Annotated in this window: 20 protein-coding genes; 13 read left to right on the top strand and 7 right to left on the bottom strand. The window is 60.6% G+C overall.

Annotation, left to right across the window (positions count from 1 at the left end):
- Positions 1-76: 76 nt before the first annotated feature.
- The 3 genes from GQA94_RS17210 to GQA94_RS17200 are packed head-to-tail and all read left to right on the top strand — an operon-like array spanning position 77 to position 3,195.
- On the top strand, positions 77-1,282 hold the full coding sequence (locus tag GQA94_RS17210) for a CaiB/BaiF CoA transferase family protein (RefSeq protein WP_158189154.1): 1,206 nt from the start codon (positions 77-79) through the stop codon (positions 1,280-1,282).
- Between the two features lie 39 nt (positions 1,283-1,321).
- Positions 1,322-2,149 carry an HpcH/HpaI aldolase/citrate lyase family protein gene (locus GQA94_RS17205; protein WP_158189153.1) on the top strand — a complete coding sequence of 276 codons (828 nt, stop codon included), beginning with the start codon at positions 1,322-1,324 and terminating at the stop codon, positions 2,147-2,149.
- A 56-nt stretch (positions 2,150-2,205) separates the two neighbouring features.
- Positions 2,206-3,195, top strand: a complete 990-nt coding sequence (locus GQA94_RS17200; RefSeq protein ID WP_158189152.1) for a TRAP transporter substrate-binding protein — start codon at positions 2,206-2,208, stop codon at positions 3,193-3,195.
- Between the two features lie 126 nt (positions 3,196-3,321).
- Here the strand turns inward: GQA94_RS17200 and GQA94_RS17195 are convergent, their stop codons facing one another.
- Together GQA94_RS17195 and GQA94_RS17190 are read right to left on the bottom strand one after the other, a co-directional pair.
- Positions 3,322-3,729, bottom strand: a complete 408-nt coding sequence (locus tag GQA94_RS17195) for a PA2817 family protein (RefSeq protein WP_158189151.1) — start codon at positions 3,727-3,729, stop codon at positions 3,322-3,324.
- A 116-nt stretch (positions 3,730-3,845) separates the two neighbouring features.
- Positions 3,846-6,293, bottom strand: coding sequence for an acyl-CoA dehydrogenase (locus tag GQA94_RS17190; RefSeq protein ID WP_158189150.1), 2,448 nt, complete (start codon positions 6,291-6,293; stop codon positions 3,846-3,848).
- Between the two features lie 301 nt (positions 6,294-6,594).
- Here GQA94_RS17190 and GQA94_RS17185 point away from each other — a divergent pair, with 301 nt between their 5' ends.
- The 3 genes from GQA94_RS17185 to queF all read left to right on the top strand — a co-directional run bounded on the left by GQA94_RS17185 (position 6,595) and on the right by queF (position 9,390).
- Positions 6,595-7,527, top strand: a complete 933-nt coding sequence (locus tag GQA94_RS17185) for an ABC transporter ATP-binding protein (RefSeq protein WP_158189149.1) — start codon at positions 6,595-6,597, stop codon at positions 7,525-7,527.
- Positions 7,524-8,303, top strand: coding sequence for an ABC transporter permease (locus GQA94_RS17180; RefSeq protein WP_158189148.1), 780 nt, complete (start codon positions 7,524-7,526; stop codon positions 8,301-8,303). Before GQA94_RS17185 ends, GQA94_RS17180 begins: the two co-directional genes overlap by 4 nt.
- 256 nt (positions 8,304-8,559) lie before the next feature.
- Positions 8,560-9,390: an NADPH-dependent 7-cyano-7-deazaguanine reductase QueF gene (queF, locus tag GQA94_RS17175; protein WP_158189147.1), complete on the top strand. Its 831-nt coding sequence runs from the start codon at positions 8,560-8,562 to the stop codon at positions 9,388-9,390.
- A gap of 66 nt (positions 9,391-9,456) precedes the next feature.
- On the opposite strand, the gene GQA94_RS17170 is transcribed toward queF, so the two are convergent.
- The gene (locus GQA94_RS17170) at positions 9,457-9,723 is read right to left on the bottom strand and encodes a DUF4404 family protein (RefSeq protein ID WP_158189146.1); all 267 of its coding nucleotides are present in this window, start codon (positions 9,721-9,723) and stop codon (positions 9,457-9,459) included.
- A gap of 223 nt (positions 9,724-9,946) precedes the next feature.
- On the opposite strand from GQA94_RS17170, the gene GQA94_RS17165 reads away from it, so the two are divergent.
- Positions 9,947-10,645 carry an MlaA family lipoprotein gene (locus GQA94_RS17165; RefSeq protein ID WP_158189145.1) on the top strand — a complete coding sequence of 233 codons (699 nt, stop codon included), beginning with the start codon at positions 9,947-9,949 and terminating at the stop codon, positions 10,643-10,645.
- An 83-nt stretch (positions 10,646-10,728) separates the two neighbouring features.
- Here the strand turns inward: GQA94_RS17165 and GQA94_RS17160 are convergent, their stop codons facing one another.
- On the bottom strand, positions 10,729-11,028 hold the full coding sequence (locus tag GQA94_RS17160; RefSeq protein ID WP_158189144.1) for a PilZ domain-containing protein: 300 nt from the start codon (positions 11,026-11,028) through the stop codon (positions 10,729-10,731).
- Positions 11,029-11,232: 204 nt separating this feature from the next.
- On the opposite strand from GQA94_RS17160, the gene rssB reads away from it, so the two are divergent.
- Both rssB and rssC read left to right on the top strand, forming a co-directional pair.
- On the top strand, positions 11,233-12,417 hold the full coding sequence (gene rssB, locus GQA94_RS17155) for a two-component system response regulator RssB (RefSeq protein WP_158189143.1): 1,185 nt from the start codon (positions 11,233-11,235) through the stop codon (positions 12,415-12,417).
- Positions 12,414-12,896 carry an anti-sigma factor antagonist RssC gene (gene rssC, locus GQA94_RS17150; RefSeq protein ID WP_025241276.1) on the top strand — a complete coding sequence of 161 codons (483 nt, stop codon included), beginning with the start codon at positions 12,414-12,416 and terminating at the stop codon, positions 12,894-12,896. Before rssB ends, rssC begins: the two co-directional genes overlap by 4 nt.
- A 160-nt stretch (positions 12,897-13,056) precedes the next feature.
- On the opposite strand, the gene tal is transcribed toward rssC, so the two are convergent.
- The 3 genes from tal to GQA94_RS17135 all read right to left on the bottom strand — a co-directional run bounded on the left by tal (position 13,057) and on the right by GQA94_RS17135 (position 16,467).
- The gene (gene tal, locus GQA94_RS17145) at positions 13,057-13,974 is read right to left on the bottom strand and encodes a transaldolase (protein ID WP_158189142.1); all 918 of its coding nucleotides are present in this window, start codon (positions 13,972-13,974) and stop codon (positions 13,057-13,059) included.
- Between the two features lie 122 nt (positions 13,975-14,096).
- Complete coding sequence (gene dusA / locus GQA94_RS17140; protein WP_158189141.1) at positions 14,097-15,107, bottom strand: tRNA dihydrouridine(20/20a) synthase DusA; 1,011 nt, start codon at positions 15,105-15,107, stop codon at positions 14,097-14,099.
- A 475-nt stretch (positions 15,108-15,582) separates the two neighbouring features.
- A complete protein-coding gene (locus GQA94_RS17135; protein WP_158189140.1) occupies positions 15,583-16,467 on the bottom strand; it encodes a LysR family transcriptional regulator in 885 nt (294 codons plus the stop codon).
- A gap of 343 nt (positions 16,468-16,810) precedes the next feature.
- On the opposite strand from GQA94_RS17135, the gene GQA94_RS17130 reads away from it, so the two are divergent.
- The 4 genes from GQA94_RS17130 to GQA94_RS17115 all read left to right on the top strand — a co-directional run bounded on the left by GQA94_RS17130 (position 16,811) and on the right by GQA94_RS17115 (position 20,209).
- Positions 16,811-17,773: an NAD(P)-dependent oxidoreductase gene (locus GQA94_RS17130; RefSeq protein ID WP_233270179.1), complete on the top strand. Its 963-nt coding sequence runs from the start codon at positions 16,811-16,813 to the stop codon at positions 17,771-17,773.
- Between the two features lie 154 nt (positions 17,774-17,927).
- The gene (locus tag GQA94_RS17125) at positions 17,928-18,131 is read left to right on the top strand and encodes an isocitrate/isopropylmalate family dehydrogenase (RefSeq protein ID WP_233270178.1); all 204 of its coding nucleotides are present in this window, start codon (positions 17,928-17,930) and stop codon (positions 18,129-18,131) included.
- A 13-nt stretch (positions 18,132-18,144) separates the two neighbouring features.
- The gene (locus GQA94_RS17120; RefSeq protein WP_233270177.1) at positions 18,145-18,492 is read left to right on the top strand and encodes a hypothetical protein; all 348 of its coding nucleotides are present in this window, start codon (positions 18,145-18,147) and stop codon (positions 18,490-18,492) included.
- 286 nt (positions 18,493-18,778) lie between these two features.
- The gene (locus tag GQA94_RS17115; protein ID WP_158187359.1) at positions 18,779-20,209 is read left to right on the top strand and encodes an IS1182-like element ISPmo1 family transposase; all 1,431 of its coding nucleotides are present in this window, start codon (positions 18,779-18,781) and stop codon (positions 20,207-20,209) included.
- The last annotated feature ends 148 nt before the right edge of the window (positions 20,210-20,357 follow it).

Genomic DNA, 20,357 nt, shown 5'->3' with positions numbered 1-20,357 from the left:
CGATCCAGCGAACGGCATCCGGGGGATGCAGGAAGCGCCATCGACTGACGACTGATTCGAATTGACAGGAACCGATATGACCGATACCACAGCCAAACCCCGCCCGCTCGATGGCATCACCGTGGTCAGCCTCGAACACGCCATCGCCGCGCCGTTCTGTACGCGCCAACTGGCGGACCTCGGGGCTCGGGTGATCAAGATCGAACGGCCCGGTTCCGGCGACTTCGCACGCGGCTACGATGAGCGCGTCGATGGCCTGGCCTCACATTTCGTCTGGACCAACCGTTCGAAGGAAAGCCTGACGCTCGACGTGAAGCAGGATGCTGCCGGCAAGGTCCTCGAACAATTGCTGAGCAACGCCGATGTGCTGGTGCAGAACCTTGCGCCGGGCGCGGCGGCGCGCATGGGGTTGTCGTTCGAAGCGCTGCACCAGCGCTTTCCAAGGCTGATTGTCTGCGACATTTCAGGCTATGGCGAAGGCGGCCCGTACGAGCAGAAAAAGGCGTATGACCTGCTGATCCAGAGCGAAGGCGGTTTTCTGTCGGTGACCGGCGGGCCGGGTGAAACCGAAATGGCCAAGGCCGGTTGCTCGATTGCCGACATCGCGGCGGGCATGTATGCCTACACCGGCGTGCTTTCTGCACTGATGCTGCGCGACAAGACCGGAGAGGGCAGCCGCGTCGACGTCAGCATGCTCGAAAGTCTGGTGGAGTGGATGGGCTACCCGCTGTACTACGCCTACGACGGGGCGCCGCCGCCTCCGCGCGCTGGCGCCGCGCACGCCACCATCTACCCCTATGGGCCATTCCCGACGGGAGGCGGCGGTACGGTCATGCTCGGCCTGCAGAATGAACGCGAGTGGCAGATGTTCTGCGAGAAGGTTCTGCTGCAACCCGAGCTGGCGGATGACGAACGTTTTTCCGCCAACTTCAAGCGGTCGGAGAATCGCTCGACGCTGCGCGCGATCATTGTCGAGGCGTTTTCGTCATTGACCGCCGAACAGGTGATCGAGCGCCTGGAAGCGGCTTCCATCGCCAATGCTCACGTCAACGACATGGCGGGCGTCTGGACGCACCCGCAACTCATGGCTCGCCAGCGCTGGAGTGAAGTGGACAGCCCGTCCGGACGCCTGCCAGCGTTACTGCCGCCGGGGCGCAACGCCGCTTTCACGCCGCGCATGGACCCGATTCCCGCCCTCGGCCAGCACACCGATGCACTGCTCGCCGAACTCGGCTACGCGCCAGCGGATATCCAGCGGCTGCACGAGCAGGGTGCGGTGTAGGCGCGCCTGACGACCAGACTCCAGACCAAGAGAACCGACATGAATCCAGGCATCATCCGTTCCGCATTGTTCGTTCCCGCCACGCGCCCGGATCGGATTCCCAAGGCACTGGCGTCCGGCGCCGACGTGGTCATCGTCGATCTCGAAGATGCCGTGGCGGAGAACCTCAAGGATCAGGCGCGCGGGCATCTGGCAGGCTTTCTCGCCACCGATCCGTCGGCGCGTGTGCTGGTGCGCGTCAACGCAGCCGGGCACGCGCAGCATGCCGAAGACCTGAAGGTCTGCGCGGCCTTTGCCGGGGTGATCGGTGTGCTGTTGCCCAAGGTGGAGAATGCGGCCCAGGTGGCGATGGTTGCGGCCGTTGGCAAGCCAGTCTGGCCGATCATCGAAAGCGCTCATGGGCTGGTTGCGCTACCTGAAATCGCCGCGGCCGAGGGTGTCGAGCGGTTGTCATTCGGCGCGCTGGACCTGGGCCTGGACCTCGGGCTGGCCAGTGGTACGCCAGGGGCCGAGCGCATGCTCGACCAGGCTCGCTACGCGCTGTTGTTGCAGTCGCGACTGGCGAATCTCGCACCGCCGCTCGACAGTGTGTTCCCCGATATCAAGGATTTGCATGGCTTGGCCCGAATGACCGGCGACGCCCGAGACATGGGCTTCGGCGGGCTGCTGTGCATTCACCCCAGCCAGGTGGCTGTGGTGCACGAAACGCTGATGCCCAGCGCCGATGAGCTGGCCTGGGCGCAACGCGTCCTCGTGGCCGGCGCATCCGGCGATGGGGTCTTCGTGGTGGACGGACAGATGGTCGACGCCCCGGTGCTCGGCCGCGCCCGCCGCCTGTTGCAACGTGCCGGGCAAGCGGTTCCCTGATCGCTGCCATCGCGGCAAACGTACCAACCGACAAAAACAAAAGGGGTACTACCGAAATGTTGAAAACCAGTCTAAAGGCGCTCGCCTGCGCGCTTTCGCTTTCTCTCGTCGGCCTTGCCCAGGCGGAGCCGATCACCATCAAGTTCTCCCACGTGGTTGCGGACAACACGCCCAAGGGACAGGGCGCTCTGTTGTTCAAGAAGCTGGCTGAGGAACGCTTGCCCGACAAGGTGAAGGTCGAGGTCTACCCCAACTCTTCGTTGTTCGGCGACGGCAAGGAAATGGAAGCCCTGCTGCTGGGTGACGTGCACATGTTGGCGCCATCGCTGGCGAAGTTCGAACATTACGCCAAAGCGATCCAGATCTATGACCTGCCGTTCCTGTTCGACGACCTGGCTGCCGCTGACCGCTTCCAGAGCAGTCCGCAGGGCAAGGCGCTACTGACGTCGATGGAAGACAAGAACATCACGGGGCTGGCCTATTGGCACAACGGCACCAAACAGATGTCGGCGAACAAACCGCTCCGCGAGCCGAGCGATGCTCGGGGCCTCAAGTTCCGCGTGCAGGCGTCGCAGGTGCTCGAGGAGCAGTTCAAGGCCGTGCGCGCGAACCCACGCAAGATGAGCTTCGCGGAGGTCTATCAAGGCCTGCAGACGGGCGTCGTCAACGGTACCGAGAACACCTGGTCGAACTACGAGAGCCAGAAGGTGCATGAAGTACAGAAATACATCACCGAGTCCGATCACGGCTTGATCGATTATATGGTCATCACCAACACCACGTTCTGGAAAGGCCTGCCCGACGACGTGCGCAGCGAGCTGGAGCAGATCATGGTCGAAGTGACCGCCGAGGTGAATCGTCAGGCCGATCAGCTCAACCAGACGGCCAAGCGCACCATCGCCGAGTCAGGCAAGACCGAGAGCATTCAATTGACTCCGGAGCAGCGTGCGCAATGGCGCGAGGCCATGCGGCCGGTGTGGAAGAAGTTCGAAAACGAGATCGGAGCCGATCTGATCAAAGCCGCCGAGGCGGCCAACCAACCGTAAGTCGAAAAGAGCCGCGTGCTGGGGGCATGCGGCTCTGCTTCGAAACGAACACTATTCAATCGTGGGAGCCCCGACTTCGGGGCGAAGCGATGAATGCTCACCGCATCGGGGCGTCGGCTCGCAGGCTCAGTGCCGCGGACTCTCTTCCGGCATGCTCAGCAGCTGCTTTTCCATGTTCCAGTCGAAGGGCTCTTCGTTCTGCTCGGCTTCGTAGCGACGCTCTTCCAGCCGCTGGAAAATCTCGATCTCCTCATCCGGCATGAAATGCAGGCAGTCGCCGCCGAAAAACCACAGCAGGTCACGCGGGACCAGGTGGGCTATTTGCGGGTAGCGATGGAACACCTGACAGATCATGTCCTGCCCCATATGGCGCTCTTCGGGCACGTTCTGCAGGTTCATGATCAGTTCATCGAAGCGTTCGAGGAACAGCGCATGGCTTTCTTCGGATACCTGTTCGGTTTCCCCCATGGCCAGCAGAATGCCGCGCAGATGGGCCAGAAGTGCCAGGTTGTGATCGTGATAGGGATTGCCCATGGTTCACCTGTGTCGGGTTAGGGCGCGGGAGTATAAGCGCCGCGCGGGTTAATTGTGGACCTCTCCAGTTGACTCGAAGGCAACCTCGGGGTTCGACAATTAACCCGGCGGTCGGCTCAGCGGACCTTGTCGGGGCTCGGTTCCAGCTGCTCCTTGGTGAAGTCGTCGACGTCGATCACCTTGCGGCGGGCGGCTTCAGCGGCGGTCAATTGCTGTGCTTCGTGCGCATCGAGTACGCCGGCAGCCAGGGCAGCATCGATCGGGTTCTCGCCAGCACCGGGTGTGAAGTCTCCAGCCTTGAGGGCCCTGTGCAGCTTCTTGTGCAGCGGCTGCGCGAGGGCGAGCGTGTCGAATGCCTCACGCAGCGCACCTAAGGCCTCATCAGCACTGGCCGGGCGGTAAATGCCGTCGAGAATCTGCTCCAGCGCCGGGTCACCTTCCGGACGCCCGAGGATGGCGGCGACTTCCGCATCCAGCGCATCGGAGGGACCTTTGTGTCGTGCACCGAACGGGAAGACCAGCAGGTGTAGCGCGTGACCAAGCCAGCGGTTGGGGAAGTTGCTCAGGGTGCCGGCCAACGCCTGCTCGGCCTTGCACAGGCAATCCTCCAGCGCCCAGCGCAGCAGCGGCTCTTGCTCGCCCGGTTGGCCAAGGTCGTGGTAGCGCTTGAGCGCGGCGGAGGCCAGATACAGATGACTGAGGACATCGCCGAGGCGTGCCGACAGCCGTTCGCGGCGCTTGAGTTCGCCACCGAGCAGCATCATCGACAGGTCCGCGAGCATCGCGAAGGCGGCCGCTATCCGATCCAGCGCACGGAAGTACGGCTGGGTCAGCGCGGTGCCTGGGGCTTTGCCAAAGAGGCCGAATGTCAGCCCGAGTACCAACGTGCTGGCGGTGTTGCTGACAGCGAAACCGATGTGCTGCATCAGCAAGGTGTCGAACTTCTTCACCGCCGCATCGCGGTCGGGCTCGTGCACCAGCTCCATCTCGCGCAATACGAAGGGATGGCAACGAATCGCGCCCTGCCCGAAGATCATCAGATTGCGCGAGAGGATATTCGCGCCTTCGACCGTGATGGAGATCGGCGCCGATAACCACAGACGGCCCAGGTAGTTGTTCGGGCCCATGATGATGCCCTTGCCGCCGTGAATGTCCATGGCGTCGGTGACACAGGCCCGGCCACGTTCGGTCAGGTGATACTTGAGAATGGCCGAGAGGACCGAAGGTTTCTCGCCCAGGTCGACCGCGTTGGCCGTGAGGATGCGGGCACTGTCCATCAGCCAGGCATTGCCACCGATGCGCGCGAGCGGTTCCTGAATGCCCTCGAACGCGGCCAGCGGCACGTTGAACTGCTCGCGGATTTGCGCGTAGCGGCCACTGACGTAGCTGCAGGTTTTCGCGGCGCTGACGCCGGTCGCCGGCAGCGAGATGGAACGGCCGACGGACAGGCAGTTCATCAGCATCATCCAGCCTTTGCCGATCATCTCACTGCCACCGATGATGGCATCGAGCGGCACGAAAACGTCCTTGCCCCAGTTCGGCCCGTTCATGAACGCGGCGCCCAGGGGAAGGTGACGCCGGCCGATCTCGACGCCGGTCGTGTCGGTGGGGATCAGCGCGAGGCTGATGCCCAGCTCTTCCTGATCGCCGAGCAGGTGTTCGGGGTCGTATGTCTTGAACGCGACGCCCAGCAGGGTCGCGACCGGCCCCAGCGTGATGTAGCGTTTTTCCCAGTTCAGGCGCAGACCGATGACTTCTTCACCCTGCCATTGGCCTTTGCAGATCACACCGCTGTCATTCATCGCGCCGGCGTCGGAGCCGGCATAGGGGCCGGTCAGGGCGAAGCAGGGAATGTCTGTGCCGTTGGCCAGACGCGGCAGGTAATGGTTGCGCTGTTGCTCGGTACCGTAGTGCATCAGCAGTTCGGCGGGCCCGAGCGAGTTGGGCACCATCACGGTGCTGGCGAGGTCACCGCTGCGCGTGGCCAGCTTCATCACGATCTGCGAATGGGCATAGGCCGAGAAGCCCTTGCCGCCGTATTCCTTGGGGATGATCAGGGCGAAGAAGCCTTCTGCCTTGATGTAATCCCACGCCTCCTGCGGCAGGTCCAGGCGTTGGCCAATGTCCCAGTCGCTGACCATCGCGCACAAGGTCTCTGTCGGGCCATCGATGAACGCCTGCTCTTCTTCGGTGAGCGTCGCCTTGGGGTAGCCGAGGAGGGTGTCCCAGTTCGGTCGCCCACTGAACAGCTCACCGTCCCACCAGACACTGCCGGCGTCGATGGCGTCGCGTTCGGTATCGGAAATGGGCGGCAGGACCTTCTTGAACCAGTCGAACATGGGGCCGCTGAAATATTTGATACGCAGGTCGGCGACCAGCAGCGGTACCGCTACGGCGATCAGGACGAGCCAGAGGATCACCATCAGCCAGGTCGGGGTTTCGTCGGCGCTACCCATGAGCACCAGGTACGCCGCGACTATCGCCAGCGCGGGCACAGGTGAAAGACGTAAGTGGGCGATCACGGCAATGCCAAGCAGTAACACGAGCAGCCAGAGCAGGGTCATGAGGTTTCCTTGTTGAGCGAGTGACGTGCTGCTTGAGCATAGGCTGTCGCGGCGAGGCGGGAGAAGGGACCGGTTGACGCGATTGGTTTCAAGTGATGACCGGGCCGGACGGCGGCCGATCAATGAGCGGCCCGAGGCTCGACGCATTCTGCCAATCCGGCGTGCACGGCGCTCGGGTGCGGCCGACTCGATCGGCACGGTGCTTTCCGGCCGGTTGTTCTTCGCCGAACGCGCGTCGCGGTTGCAATCGATCGATGCTGCCCTTATCTAGTCTGAATCTCTCCGCGTTGTGTGCATTCTTATGAGTACTGCTCTGTCCATTCGGCAGTTGACCAAGGTCTACGGAAACGGTTTCGAAGCCCTCAAGGGCATCGATCTGGATGTGGCCGAAGGCGATTTCTTTGCGCTGCTGGGCCCCAACGGGGCCGGCAAATCCACCACCATCGGCATCCTGTCCACGCTGGTGAACAAGACGGGCGGAACGGTCGAGGTGTTCGGCCATGATCTGGATCGCGACCCTGCCGGGCTGAAACGCTGCCTGGGCGTGGTGCCGCAGGAGTTCAACTTCAACCAGTTCGAAAAGGCCTTCGATATCCTCGTCACGCAGGCCGGCTACTACGGTATCCCGTCCAAGGTAGCCAAGGAGCGCGCCGAGCAATACCTCAACCAGCTGGGCCTGTGGGATAAGCGCGATGTGTCCTCGCGCATGCTGTCTGGCGGCATGAAGCGGCGTCTGATGATTGCGCGCGCGCTTATCCACCGCCCACGCCTGTTGATTCTCGACGAGCCGACCGCCGGCGTGGATATCGAGCTGCGCCGCTCGATGTGGTCGTTCCTGACGGAGCTGAACCGTGAGGGCATCACCATCATCCTCACCACGCATTATCTGGAGGAAGCCGAGCAACTGTGTCGCAACATCGGCATCATCGACCACGGCCAGATCGTCAAGAACACGAGCATGCGCGAGCTGCTCAAGCAATTGCATGTCGAGACCTTCCTGCTCGACCTGAAGGAATCGCAACTGGTGCCGCCGGAGCTCAACAACTATCCGGCGCGGCTGGTCGATCACCACACGCTGGAAGTTCAGGTGGACAAGAGCCAGGGCATCACAGACCTGTTTCGGCTGCTGTCGGCGCAGGGCATCGAGGTGCTGAGCCTGCGCAACAAGACCAATCGACTGGAGGAGCTGTTCGTTTCGATGGTGGAGAACAATCTGCCCAAGGTGGCCAAATGAACGCTGAATTGCGGCCCAACCTGGTCGCCCTGCAGACCATCGTGCATCGCGAAATTCGTCGCTACACGCGCATCTGGCCGCAGACGCTGCTGCCCCCGGCCATCACCATGGTGTTGTACTTCGTCATTTTCGGAAATCTGATCGGCGCGCGAATCGGCGAGATGGGCGGCTTCACCTACATGGAGTACATCGTGCCCGGGCTGATCATGATGTCGGTGATCACCAACTCCTACAGCAACGTCGTTTCGAGCTTTTTCAGCAGCAAGTTCCAGCGCTCCATCGAAGAACTGCTGGTCTCGCCGGTGTCGCCTCACGTGATCCTCATCGGTTTTGCGCTGGGCGGCATCACGCGGGGGTTGGCCGTTGCGCTGATCGTCACGCTGCTGTCGATGTTCTTTACCAACCTGCAGGTCCACCATCTGGGTGTTACGCTTCTGGTCATCACGCTGACCTCGACGATTTTTGCGCTGGGCGGCTTCATCAACGCGGTCTTCGCGCGCAATTTCGATGACATATCGATCATCCCGACCTTCGTGCTGACGCCACTGACCTACCTGGGCGGCGTGTTCTATTCGATCAACCTGTTGTCGCCGTTCTGGCAGACGTTGTCGCTGGCCAACCCCATCCTGCACATGGTCAATGCGTTTCGCTACGGCATCCTCGGCGTCTCGGACATCCGCATCGGCATCGCCATCAGCTTCATGGTCGTGGCGGCGGTGGTGATGTACCTGTGGTGCATCCGGTTGCTCAAGAGCGGCCGTGGAATGCGTCAGTAATCGCGCAGCGGAAGGCCGGCGACGAGGGCTAAGTGGCCGCAAACCGAAACATCGAACTGAGCAGACCCGGTTACCACCAGCAGCGGGAGGCGCGCTGCGCGGCGAATCTCGTTCGCAGACGCGCCCGATGCGTCCGGCGCATTGCCCACGGACGGCACGACCGACGAAGCGCGGTCGCGCCCGCCGGACAATTTCGCGGTGATAAAGGGGGCGCGAACCGATACACTTGCGGTCGTTTTTCGTACAGGTTCCCGTCATGCAGCACCCCGCCGAACTGTCACCGCTGGGCAAGACCAGCGCCTATGTCGCGACCTACAGTCCCGAGCAGCTGTTTCCGATCCCGCGCGCGCCCAAATGGGCTGAGCTGGGGCTGACGGCCGACACGTTGCCGTATCGCGGCGTGGACATCTGGAATTGCTACGAGCTGTCCTGGTTGCTGCCGTCCGGCAAGCCCGTGGTGGCGATTGGCGAGTTCAGCATCCCGGCCGATTCGCCGAACATCATCGAGTCCAAGTCGTTCAAGCTCTATCTGAATTCGCTGAACCAGTCGGTGTTCGAAAGCCGGGATGCCCTCAGGGACATCATGGTCGAGGACCTGTCGGCGGCGGCGGGCAAGGCCGTGGGCGTCCGCCTGCGCGCGCTGGAAGACGTCGCCCAGGAAGGTATCGCGCCACCGGGAGGACGCTGCATCGATGAACTGGACGTCAGCATCGGTCATTACGACTCACCGCGCCCCGATCTCCTGCGCTGTGACCCGGACCGGCAGGTCGAGGAATGCCTCCACAGCCATCTGCTGAAATCGAACTGTCCCGTGACCGGCCAGCCAGACTGGGGCACGGTGGTGGTCGAGTATCGGGGGGCTGCGCTGGATCACGGCAGCCTGCTTGCCTATCTGGTGAGCTTCCGTCAGCACGCCGACTTCCACGAGCAATGCGTGGAACGCATTTTCCTGGACGTGCAGCGGTTGCTTGCGCCGGAGTGGTTGAGCGTTCATGCCCGTTATGTCCGCCGCGGCGGGCTGGATATCAACCCCTACCGCAGCACCACGCCCATTTCGCCCCACAACGGCCGCTTGGTGCGACAGTGATGGGCGAACGCCGAGCGCGGTCGACCCGGCTCGGCGTCGGCTCCGGAGCAGTCAACGGGCGCTCGCTCAGATCCCCATGTTCGCCAGCGTCTGCATGATGTTGCGCAGGGTCATGGCTGTGTTGGGGTGACTGACTTCGAAACGCTCCACCGCCAGGTTGACGCCATCGACCAGCGAATCGTTCTGGTCCACTACGCCCTGATTAGCCAGGCGAAGCTCGATGTCCTGAGCGATGGCGTGTAGCGAGGCGCGCTCCTCTTCGGTCAGCGGCGTGTCCTGGGCCAGCTGACTACGCAGCTCCTGAAGCTGCGACTGCAGATCATGTTCCGGCATGTTTTCATCCCTCTGTGGTGTTCCGGCGATCGATTCGCCAACGCTCGATAGGCGAAGGGTAAACCAGCGCCCGGGGCTTGTCTTCGTTTGATGAGAGCAGGCGCCATGAAGTTCGGTGATGCCGTTCCGCATGTCTAGCGGCTGCCGGAAACCGCCGGAAAGGATTTATACTGCTGCGCCTTGACGGGGCAGACGCCACCATTCGAATAAGGAGACGCCAGCGATGCAAGTGACCAGCAAGGATTGGATCGGATATTTCAGAACCTTCGTCATCGCGGTGGCGGTCGTTGGCGCCTCGTCGTTGCATGCCGCCGAAGAGGACCCATGGGAAGGCGTCAATCGTGCGGTGTTCACCTTCAACGACAAGGTCGATACCTATACCCTCAAGCCGCTCGCGCAGGGCTACCAGAAGATCACGCCGGATTTTCTCGAAGATGGCATCGGCAACGTGTTCAGCAACCTCGGTGACGTCGTGGTGCTGACCAACGACCTGCTCCAGGGCAAAATCCGCGACGCCGGGATCGACACAAGCCGCATTCTGTTCAACAGCACGTTCGGCGTGCTGGGCTTCTTCGACGTCGCAACCCGTATGGGGCTGCAGAAGAACGACGAGGATTTCGGACAGACCCTGGGTGCCTGGGGCCTGGGTAGCGGGCCCTATGTCGTGTTGCCGTTGCTCGGACCGAGCACCGTACGCGACACGTTCGGGCGCGTGTCCGACGCCTTCCTTGGACCTTATCCGTACATGGATCACGTACCGACGCGCAACGTGACCCGCGCCGTGGATGTCGTCGACTTGCGGGCCGGCCTGCTTTCGACCGAGAAGATGATCACCGGCGACCGCTACATCTTCATCCGCAACGCCTACCTGCAGAACCGTGAGTTCCGCACGATGGACGGAGAGGTCGAAGACGATTTCTGATCGCCACGGGTTACCGCCCGCCACGAGCGGTTCCTCGACGGTCGGCTCCGGGGGCTGATCGCCACGTCGCTGGGCGGCCTCGCTCAGTCCATCGAAAGGATGGCCAGCCCGAGGCTCTGCCGGCCATCTTCATGGGTGCCGACCCGTACCACCTCGGTCTCGGCATCCAGTCCTTCGAGCGCCGTGTGTTCGGAGGGGATATGCACCCGCACCCTGTCTCCAATCTGCAGGCTTGTCGCCGCCACGACCTGCATGCCTGTGCTGGACAGGTCCTGACAGGTCGCTTCATGCTGCTGGTCGCCGTGGGTCAGGGTGATCGTCGTCTCGATCTGCATGCGGATGAAGTCACGTTTTTCGCTGTAGTCCCGGTCACGCTGGGTCATGGTTTTCGTCCTCGAAGTTCTGCTTGCGCCCGTTCTTATAACGCCCGTGAATTCGAGCTGTAAAGCACAGGCGCAGCGGCGGTGCCTGGCTTGAAACGCCGGTCGTATGGGAGTACCGTCTGCGCCTTGAAAAGATCCCTTGCCCAGCGTTCGCGCGGGGCCGATGCTTTCGCCAACATCCTGGCGATACCGCCTGGTAGGAACATGCATAACCCAAGCGCGACGCTGCTGATCATAGATGACGACGATGTGGTACGAGCCAGTCTGGCGGCCTATCTGGATGACAGCGGTTTCAAGGTCCTGCAGGCGCCGAACGGGCGGCAGGGCATGGAGCTGTTCGACGCCGAGCACCCTGACCTGGTGATCTGCGACCTGCGTATGCCACAAATGGATGGCCTTGAGCTGATCCGGCTGATCAGCGAGCGCCAGGTCGACCTTCCGGTCATCGTGGTTTCCGGGGCCGGTGTGATGAGCGATGCAGTCGAAGCACTGCGGCTGGGCGCGGCCGACTATCTGATCAAGCCGCTCGAAGACCTGGCGATGCTCGAGCATTCGGTTCGTCGCGCACTGGATCGCTCGCGGTTGCGCATGGAAAACCGGCGTTATCGAGAGCAGCTCGAGACGGCCAACCGTGACCTGCAGGCCAGCTTGCATCTACTGCAGGAAGATCAGGACGCCGGTCGCCAGGTGCAGATGAACATGCTGCCGGTGACGCCGTGCAGCCTCGACGATTTCCAGTTCGCCCACCAGATCATCCCGTCTCTTTATCTCTCGGGGGATTTCGTCGACTACTTTCGGGTCGACGAACACCGCATCGGCTTCTATCTGGCCGACGTTTCGGGTCATGGCGCATCTTCTGCGTTCGTCACGGTTCTCTTGAAGTTCATGACCACGCGCTTGCTGTACGAGTCCCGACGGGGCAGGGCGCTGCGAGAGTTCAAGCCGTCCGAAGTGCTCGATCACATCAATCGCGGACTGATCAACTGCAAGCTGGGCAAGCACGTCACCATGCTCGGTGGCGTCATCGATCAGGAGCGCAACCTGTTGCACTACAGCATCGGTGGGCACCTGCCGATGCCGGTGCTCTACACAGCGGGGGCGGCCAGGTATCTGGAGGGGCGGGGTTTGCCGGTTGGTCTGTTCGTCGAAGCGACCTACGATAACTATGAAATCGAATTGCCCGAGGCGTTCAGCCTGACGCTACTTTCCGATGGCATTCTGGACCTTTTGCCGGGCGAGGCCCTCAAAGATAAGGAAGCAGGACTGCCCGGGCTGATCTGTGAGGCAGGCGGTACGCTGGAGGGACTTCAGCGAGTGCTCGGCCTCGCCGAACTGGAGGATATGCCTGATGACATCGCGTTGCTGGTATTGAGCAGGAACCTTGCATGAGCACTGGTAAGATCCAGTTCGCCGAGCAGGACGGTACGTTCGTTCTTAAATTCGTCGGCGAAATCCGCCTGACGCTATGCTCGGCGTTGGATGCGACGATCGAAAAGATATTTTCGTCGCTGGATTTCTCATCGATCGTGATCGATCTCACCGAGAGCCGCAGCATCGACAGCACGACGCTTGGGCTGCTGGCCAAACTCTCGATTCTGTCGCGGCAGAAGGTGGGCATGTTGCCCACGCTGGTGACCACCCACGCCGATATCACCCGCCTGTTGCAGTCGATGGGCTTCGATCAGGTATTCAACATCGTCGACCAGCCGTTGCCCTCGCCCGAGCAACTGGCCGATCTGCCGAGCCAGGACCAATCCGAAGAAGTCGTGAAGAACAAAGTGCTCGAGGCTCACCGCATCCTGATGAGCCTCAATGAGTCCAATCGCGAGGCCTTCCGCGACCTCGTGACTGCACTGGAACGCTCCTGACCCAGCAGCTGGCCTCAAGTGCGCTGAATCGCAAACCGACCGTTCGCTCCAGCCGTCGCATGCTACCGCCGGGCTGCGTTGCCGCGCCTCGCCCGAGTCCTACGATGGCTCGTTGCGGTGCCATGCCCGTCGACGTCCAGATTGCCGGGCGAGCCGTGACTCAGGCGAGCAGCGCTTCGAGCTTCTCCTGATCGCGAGCGAACTGGCGAATGCCCTCGGCCAGTTTCTCGGTGGCCATCGGGTCCTCGTTCAACCCCCAGCGGAAGCGGCCCTCATCCAGCGTGAGGCGCGGCTCGGCGTCGCGGCCAGGGGAGAGCTGGCGCTCCAGGCGGCCTTCGTCCTGCGCCAGCTGCCCGAGCAGTTCGGGGCTGATCGTCAGGCGGTCGCAGCCTGCCAGTGCTTCGATTTGGCCGACATTGCGGAAGCTCGCCCCCATGACCACGGTCTGGTAGCCGTGCGCTTTGTAGTAATCGTAGATACGGCTGACGGACTGCACACCCGGGTCCTCGTTGCCGGCGTAGTCGCGACCTTCGTGCTTCTTGTACCAGTCATAGATACGACCCACGAACGGCGAAATGAGAAACACGCCGGCTTCGGCACAGGCCACTGCCTGGGTAAAGCTGAACAACAACGTCAGATTGGTCTGGATACCGGACTTTTCCAGGAGCTCGGCGGCGCGGATGCCCTCCCAGGTGGCAGCGAGCTTGATCAGGACGCGATCACGGGATGCGCCGGTCTGTTCGTACAGGCCGATCAGGCGTTCGCCGCGTTGAACCATCGCCTCGGTATCGAATGACAGCCGCGCGTCGACCTCGGTGGAGATGCGGCCCGGAATCAGCTTGAGGATCTCCTGGCCGACCGCGACGGCGAACAGATCGCAGCCCAGCCCGATATCGCCGTTGCAGCGCGTCATGGCCGACTTCAGGTGTTCCTCGTAACGGGGCAGGGCAGCCGCCTTGAGCAACAGCGACGGGTTGGTGGTGGCGTCTACCGGCTGCAGACGAGCGATCGCATCGAGGTCGCCGGTATCAGCGACCACGGTGGTGAACTGCTTGAGTTGTTCCAGCTTGGATGTCATGGAGGCGCTCTATCCTGTGAGTTGGCATGACTTGACCCGCGGCCATCGAGCGCTCGATGAGCAGATGGCTCGGGCGGACAGCACTTGGATTGAAAATGATCCCGGGTGTTCCTTGAATGTTATCAGTGCCCTTCGAGCAGGCGGATGGCCTGATCCAACAGCGCCAGCGGCTCCTTGCTCTTGTGGATATCGACCGAGAGCAACTGGCGATAACGGCGCGCACCGGGGAACCCTTGGCCCAGCCCCAATACGTGACGCGTCACGTGATGCATCGAGCCGCCGGCCTCCAGGTGCCGCTGGATATAGGGCCGCATCCGGTGCAGCGCATCGGCGCGGCTGATGATCGCTGTATCGGCGCCGAACAATCGGTTGTCCACCTGCGCGAGCAGGTAGGGGTTGTGATACGCCTCGCGACCGAGCATCACGCCGTCGAAGCGTTGCAGGTGCGCTTCGCATTCGTCCAGCGTCTTGATACCGCCGTTGAGGATGATTTCCAGGTCCGGGAAATCCGCTTTGAGCCGCGCGGCAATGTCATGCCGCAAGGGCGGCACTTCCCGATTTTCCTTGGGCGACAACCCTTCGAGAATGGCGATGCGTGCATGGACTGTGAAGCTCTCGCAGCCCGCTTCGCGTACCTGGCCGACGAAGTCGCAAAGCTCGGCATAGCTGTCGCGACCGTTGATACCGATGCGGTGCTTGACCGTTACGTCGATCTCGACGGCATCGCGCATCGCCTTCACGCAATCGGCCACCAGGGCCGGATGTCCCATGAGGCAGGCGCCTATCATGTTGTTCTGCACCCGATCACTGGGGCAGCCGACGTTGAGGTTCACTTCGTCGTAGTTCGCCGATTCCGCCATTTTCGCGCACGCCGCCAATTCGGCCGGGACGCTTCCGCCAAGTTGCAGCGCAAGGGGATGCTCAGCCTCGTCGTGACGCAGAAAACGCTCGGCATCGCCATTGATCAGCGCACCGGTAGTGACCATTTCGGTGTAGAGCAAGGCATGTCTGGACAGCTGCCTCAGGAAATAGCGGCAATGCCTGTCCGTCCAATCCATCATCGGCGCAACGGAGAACCGGCGAGAGGGCGAAGGACGCGTGCTTGCGGGCTTTGATGCTGATATCGGCTGCATTATGGCTGTCTGATTTCTGTACGTTTTCGCCTGTTTTTGCCCGTTTTCTGATGCTCGGCGCCACATTGAGGACGCGTTTTCAGCGTGGAGCACCGGCGCAGGGAAGGGGACGATAACGGCACGGCCGCGTAAGGGCAGCGGGGTTGGGTATACCGCGCAGATCAGGATCAAGCGCGAAGGAAAGGTAGTTTATCAAGAAAGCCAGGCTTTCGACCGCAAGCAGACAGCGCAGACGTGGATCAAGCGACGCGAGACCGAACTGGCCGAGCCAGGTGCGCGGGCCCGCGTGAACGACAAAGCAGTTTCGATAAAAGGCATCATCGATCAGCACCTCGACGAGTACGAACGGATTCGGCCGCTAAGCGAGACCACGCGTGCAACATTGACGGCGGCCGCTAGCACTTGGTGAGGCGACACCACCCCCCGTCCAGGCCGCGTTACCGCGCGCCAGACTGGGCAATAGGGACCATTCAACTTACGGTCGGTTGAAGAAACCAGCCGTCTGGGAAAAGTCGACGAAACACTTGTTCGCCAGGGAAAGGTATTCGTTCGCTCGCCAACATAGTCTGAAGCTCATGGTCTGGGCGGGTTTGAATGGCACTCCGACGATTCCCGGCTCGCGCTCCTGCACTGAGCGAAGCAGCGTAGATATCCCCATTCCGTCGGATGTCGCCTTTGTCACCAGCGACACGAAATTGCTTTGCAATGCGATCCTATAGGTGCTGCCGGCGGTCCTGCAGAAGGCGTCGAGCAGATGGCGTTGCAGAAATGTCTGATCGAACACCACCATTTCTATGCCTTGCAGCTGATGAGCTTCGAGGTGGGGTTCATTGGCCAGTGGATGATCCGCTCTCATGCACAGCACCATCTCGTCATTGCCAAGCAGTACCGATTCCCAGGCACTGTCCACGCGCCGCGACTCGAGCAGCGCCACGTCGATTTCGCGGTTTTCGAGGCGTTGACTGATCGCGTCGGCGCTGCCTTCCATGACCGTCATCACGATCCCCGGATATTCGTCCCGGAAGGCGCTGAGCAGGTCCGGGACGTAGTTGATCCCAAACATCGGCGGCACGCCCAATTTTATTTCGCCGCTGTGCAGTTGAGCCATATCGCGCAGTTCCTGGCGCGCCATCTCCAGCTCCAATAGACCCTGTTTCACACGGGCTAGAAAGCATTGGCCTTCGGCCGTGACCGTGATTTGTCGTGGTGCACGGTTGAACAGGACGACGCCCAGTTCTTCCTCAAGGCGAGTCACGGCCATGCTCAATGCAGGCTGCGCGATGTGCATCGACTGAGCGGCTTTGGTGAAGCTGCCGAGACGAGCAATTTCGACACAGCATTTGAGTGCTTTCAAATTCATGGTGGAGGCGCCCGGGTTTCCAATTTTCATCACAAATTGTGATGAAAATGATCATAACAATATATTTCACATGATAAGCAAGCCTTCCTAGCATTGGCCTCACAACATTGCGTTACCTGCAAACCGGAATATGACGCCACGCCTTTTGACGATGACCTGCCTCCCGATACCCAAAAGGTTCGAGTGAAACCTCGGGCCTCGGATGAGGAAATGCGCCGCGGTTCCGAAGCCAGGCCGATCGTGATACCGACCGGCGATCGTGGCTACCACGCGTTTTTCCTGCAACCGGTCACTCAAGCAGACACCGGTGTGGATTCTGATTTCTTACAGTCGACGACCCTCAATGGCGCTGTTCCGCGTATTTGACCGAATCAGGGAATACAACATGAAAATGGCATTCATCGGGCTTGGCCAGATGGGCAGGCCCATGGCAATCAACCTGCTGCGTTCTCACCCCGGCTTATTGGTCAATACAGCCAGTGGCCGGGCCTACGCCGAGTTAGAACGGCAGGGAGCGTTCGCGACCGATGATCGCCGCGCCCTGGCTGACTGCGACCTTGTGTTCTTGTCACTGCCCGATGATGAAGTGGTCGATCAGGTTCTGTTTGGGGTTCAAGGTCTCGCGCAATGGATGCGTCCCGACAGCATCGTCGTCGATACCAGCACGATCAGTTATGCGCTAACCGTGCGCATCGAAGCGAGATTGGCCGCATTGGGTATCCACTTTCTGGACGCCCCGGTTTCCGGCATGCCTTCCCGCGCCGCTGACGGGACGTTGACTGCCATGTGTGGCGGGAACGAGCAGATGTTCAACGAGGTCGCTCCTCACCTGGAAAGAATGGCCTCTAATATTCTCTACATGGGCGCGGCAGGTGCGGGTCAACTGGCCAAGCTCATCAATCAGCTGTTGTTCGACATCAACTGCGCGGCGATTGCTGAAATCTTGCCGATGGCTGTCAAGCTTGGCCTCAACGCAGAGAAAGTGGCGGCGATCGTGAACAGCGGAACCGGCCGTAGCTACGCCTCGGAGTTTTTCGTGCCGCATATTCTGGCTGGCCAGTTCAACAGTGGATACCCGCTTAAACATGCCTACAAGGATCTCATCAATGGCGCCGGGTTGAGCGCGAAGATGGGCATTCCGCTACCGGTGTTATCCGCCGCCACGGCGACCTATCAGACCGCCATACTCCAGGGCCATGGAGACAGTGACAAGGGCGCGATGATCAAAGTGTATGAGCGGCTGCTGAGCGTGGAGTTTCGCGCCACAGCCCCGTCAGGCGATGGCTCCACCCTACATCCTCAGTGACCCCGGCACCGTCCAAAGAGAACCATCGTGGACAATTCATCTTCAAAGAAAATACCGGCAACGCTGATTCCAGGTGATGGCATTGGGCCGGAAGTGGTCGAGGCGACTGTTCGGTTTCTGGACGCGCTGGGAAGCCCATTCGACTGGGACGTTCATGGGTATCGCCAACCCGATTTCGTTGATGCTGGCCGCGGCGATGATGCTGACTCATGTTGGCCTGGAAAAAGACGCACTGCGGCTGCGCGTCGCCGCCGCTGAAACCTTGAATATCGACAATGTACGAACTTGGGACCTGAACGGTCAGGCCTCCACACTCGAATTTGCTGACGCCGTCTGCCAACGACTGCTCGCTCAATAGCCAGAAAATCAATATGCCAACTTCTCTTTTTGATCAACACGCTACCGCAGCGGTTTTGTTGAAGGCGTGGCGCAGTGGCGAGCTGTTGACCCTGCTGCCTGCTGAACTCAAACCGGAAACGCTTGAACAGGGTTATGACGCACAGGACGAGCTATTCAAACTGGCTGGCGGTACTCAGGCGGGCTGGAAGCTTGGCGTGGGCAGCCCCGCTGCGATGCGCGCCGCGAAATTGTCTCGGCCTCTGGTAGGACAGCTCGAACGCGCGCGCCTGCATCCCCCTGTGACACTCAGGACGCATCAGCCACAGCGCAAGCCACTGCACGACGACGGAGCTTGTCCAGGCCGTTACCTGGCCGGATAAGGGCCGCGAATTGATGCCACCCCATCAGAAGGTGGTTGTTCACGGAATTATCGAAGAGCGTAAACAAATAAAGCTGCTGAGCAAGTTGCGCGCTGTCTGGAAAGAGGGTGTTGACTACGTATCACTGTGGGCCATGCACGGCGACATCCCGCGACCTCGCATTATTTATGCACAGTAATTATCTGAACTCGGCTGCCGCGAGCGGCAGCTACCGGCCCAGAGTGTGTAAAAACATCCCGGTAAACCCTTGCTATGATTTCCGAGAATCTCATCGCAAGGGACGCCCATGAAACGGTTTATCCAGGGTGAACATCGAGGTCAAAGCACCTTACTTCCCGAAAGCCTCGACGACTACGTCAGCGATACCAATCCGGTTCGGGTGGTTGACGTTTTCGTCGATGAACTCGATTTGGCCAATCTAGGTTTTGATGGCGTCATTCCAGCCGAAACCGGCAGACCTGCCTACCACCCGGCGATCCTGCTGAAGATCTACATCTACGGTTACCTAAACCGAATTCAATCGAGCCGACGTCTGGAGCGAGAAGCCCAGCGCAACGTCGAACTCATGTGGCTAACCGGGCGTTTGATGCCCGATTTCAAGACCATCGCCAACTTCCGAAAAGACAACAGCAAGGCCATTCGCGGCGTCTGCCGCCAGTTCGTTTTGCTCTGCCAGCAGTTGGGGTTGTTTGACGAAAACCTGGTTGCCATCGACGGCAGCAAATTCAAGGCAGTGAACAACCGTGACCGCAATTTCACCAGCGCCAAACTGAAGCGGCGCATGGAAGAAATCGAGGCGAGCATCGGCCGTTATTTGGCTGCGCTCGATGCGGCTGATCGACAGATTCCTAGCGCCTCCGCGCCAGACATTGCCAGCCTGGAAGATAAAATCGCCAAGCTCAAATCGCAGATGAAAGAGCTCCAAGGGATCGAAACTCAGCTCAACGATTCCCCTGACAAACAGGTTTCGCTGACCGACCCGGATGCCCGTTCGATGATGACGCGCGGCAGCGGTATCGTCGGCTACAACGTGCAGACGGCGGTCGATACGCAGCACCATTTGATTGTTGCTCATGAGGTCACCAACAGAGGTTCTGATCGCGACCAACTCAGCTCGATGGCCAAGCAAGCTAGGGAAGCCATTGGCGCAGAAACATTGTCGGTAGTCGCCGACCGAGGCTACTTCAAGGGTGAAGAAATCCTCGCCTGTCACGATGCAAACATCACCGCTTATGTGCCAAAGCCGATGACTTCAAGCGCCAAGGCTGATGGCCGGTTCAACAAAGATGCCTTCGTTTATGACGCGACGAAAAACGAATATACATGCCCGGCTGGAGAGGCACTGATTTGGCGATTCTCCAGCGTTGAGAAAGGCATGAATATGCACTGTTACTGGAGTTCAAAGTGCCAGAGTTGCGCGCTGAAAACCCAGTGCACGCCAAGCACAAATCGTCGAGTAAGGCGCTGGGAACATGAAGCGGTGCTGGAGGAAATGCAACGCCGGCTGAACCAAGCACCGGAGATGATGCGGGTTCGAAAACGGACTGCTGAGCATCCCTTCGGGACGCTCAAACAATGGATGGGAGCAACGCACTTCCTGACTCGAAAACTGAATGGGGTGAGCGCAGAAATGAGCTTGAATGTGCTCGCCTACAACTTGAAGCGGGTGATGAAAATCATCGGCACCGAAGGCTTGTTGAAGGCGATGGCGGCGTAAAAGCCCAGCTTTTACTGCCCCAAGAGGTGCCAAAGCGCTTCATACGCGCTCTGAAGCGTTACCGGCGCTGATCGCGGTAAATAATCGGGAAATTGCCATGCTCAGGAGCAATGGGCTGAAGCACGCACGATAAGAAAGGGTTTTTACA

Origin of the sequence: Stutzerimonas stutzeri (assembly GCF_009789555.1) — a bacterium.
Classification (GTDB): domain Bacteria; phylum Pseudomonadota; class Gammaproteobacteria; order Pseudomonadales; family Pseudomonadaceae; genus Stutzerimonas; species Stutzerimonas stutzeri_R.
Note: the sequence above shows the minus strand (reverse complement) of the source record. Positions and strands in the feature narration are given on the sequence as shown.

Coding starts and splice junctions, on each gene's coding strand:
- GQA94_RS17210 (WP_158189154.1), top strand. CDS start 77: ATGACCGATACCACAGCCAAACCCCGCCCGCTCGATGGCATCACCGTG.
- GQA94_RS17205 (WP_158189153.1), top strand. CDS start 1,322: ATGAATCCAGGCATCATCCGTTCCGCATTGTTCGTTCCCGCCACGCGC.
- GQA94_RS17200 (WP_158189152.1), top strand. CDS start 2,206: ATGTTGAAAACCAGTCTAAAGGCGCTCGCCTGCGCGCTTTCGCTTTCT.
- GQA94_RS17195 (WP_158189151.1), bottom strand. CDS start 3,729: ATGGGCAATCCCTATCACGATCACAACCTGGCACTTCTGGCCCATCTG.
- GQA94_RS17190 (WP_158189150.1), bottom strand. CDS start 6,293: ATGACCCTGCTCTGGCTGCTCGTGTTACTGCTTGGCATTGCCGTGATC.
- GQA94_RS17185 (WP_158189149.1), top strand. CDS start 6,595: ATGAGTACTGCTCTGTCCATTCGGCAGTTGACCAAGGTCTACGGAAAC.
- GQA94_RS17180 (WP_158189148.1), top strand. CDS start 7,524: ATGAACGCTGAATTGCGGCCCAACCTGGTCGCCCTGCAGACCATCGTG.
- queF (WP_158189147.1), top strand. CDS start 8,560: ATGCAGCACCCCGCCGAACTGTCACCGCTGGGCAAGACCAGCGCCTAT.
- GQA94_RS17170 (WP_158189146.1), bottom strand. CDS start 9,723: ATGCCGGAACATGATCTGCAGTCGCAGCTTCAGGAGCTGCGTAGTCAG.
- GQA94_RS17165 (WP_158189145.1), top strand. CDS start 9,947: ATGCAAGTGACCAGCAAGGATTGGATCGGATATTTCAGAACCTTCGTC.
- GQA94_RS17160 (WP_158189144.1), bottom strand. CDS start 11,028: ATGACCCAGCGTGACCGGGACTACAGCGAAAAACGTGACTTCATCCGC.
- rssB (WP_158189143.1), top strand. CDS start 11,233: ATGCATAACCCAAGCGCGACGCTGCTGATCATAGATGACGACGATGTG.
- rssC (WP_025241276.1), top strand. CDS start 12,414: ATGAGCACTGGTAAGATCCAGTTCGCCGAGCAGGACGGTACGTTCGTT.
- tal (WP_158189142.1), bottom strand. CDS start 13,974: ATGACATCCAAGCTGGAACAACTCAAGCAGTTCACCACCGTGGTCGCT.
- dusA (WP_158189141.1), bottom strand. CDS start 15,107: ATGCAGCCGATATCAGCATCAAAGCCCGCAAGCACGCGTCCTTCGCCC.
- GQA94_RS17135 (WP_158189140.1), bottom strand. CDS start 16,467: ATGAATTTGAAAGCACTCAAATGCTGTGTCGAAATTGCTCGTCTCGGC.
- GQA94_RS17130 (WP_233270179.1), top strand. CDS start 16,811: ATGGCGCTGTTCCGCGTATTTGACCGAATCAGGGAATACAACATGAAA.
- GQA94_RS17125 (WP_233270178.1), top strand. CDS start 17,928: ATGGGTATCGCCAACCCGATTTCGTTGATGCTGGCCGCGGCGATGATG.
- GQA94_RS17120 (WP_233270177.1), top strand. CDS start 18,145: ATGCCAACTTCTCTTTTTGATCAACACGCTACCGCAGCGGTTTTGTTG.
- GQA94_RS17115 (WP_158187359.1), top strand. CDS start 18,779: ATGAAACGGTTTATCCAGGGTGAACATCGAGGTCAAAGCACCTTACTT.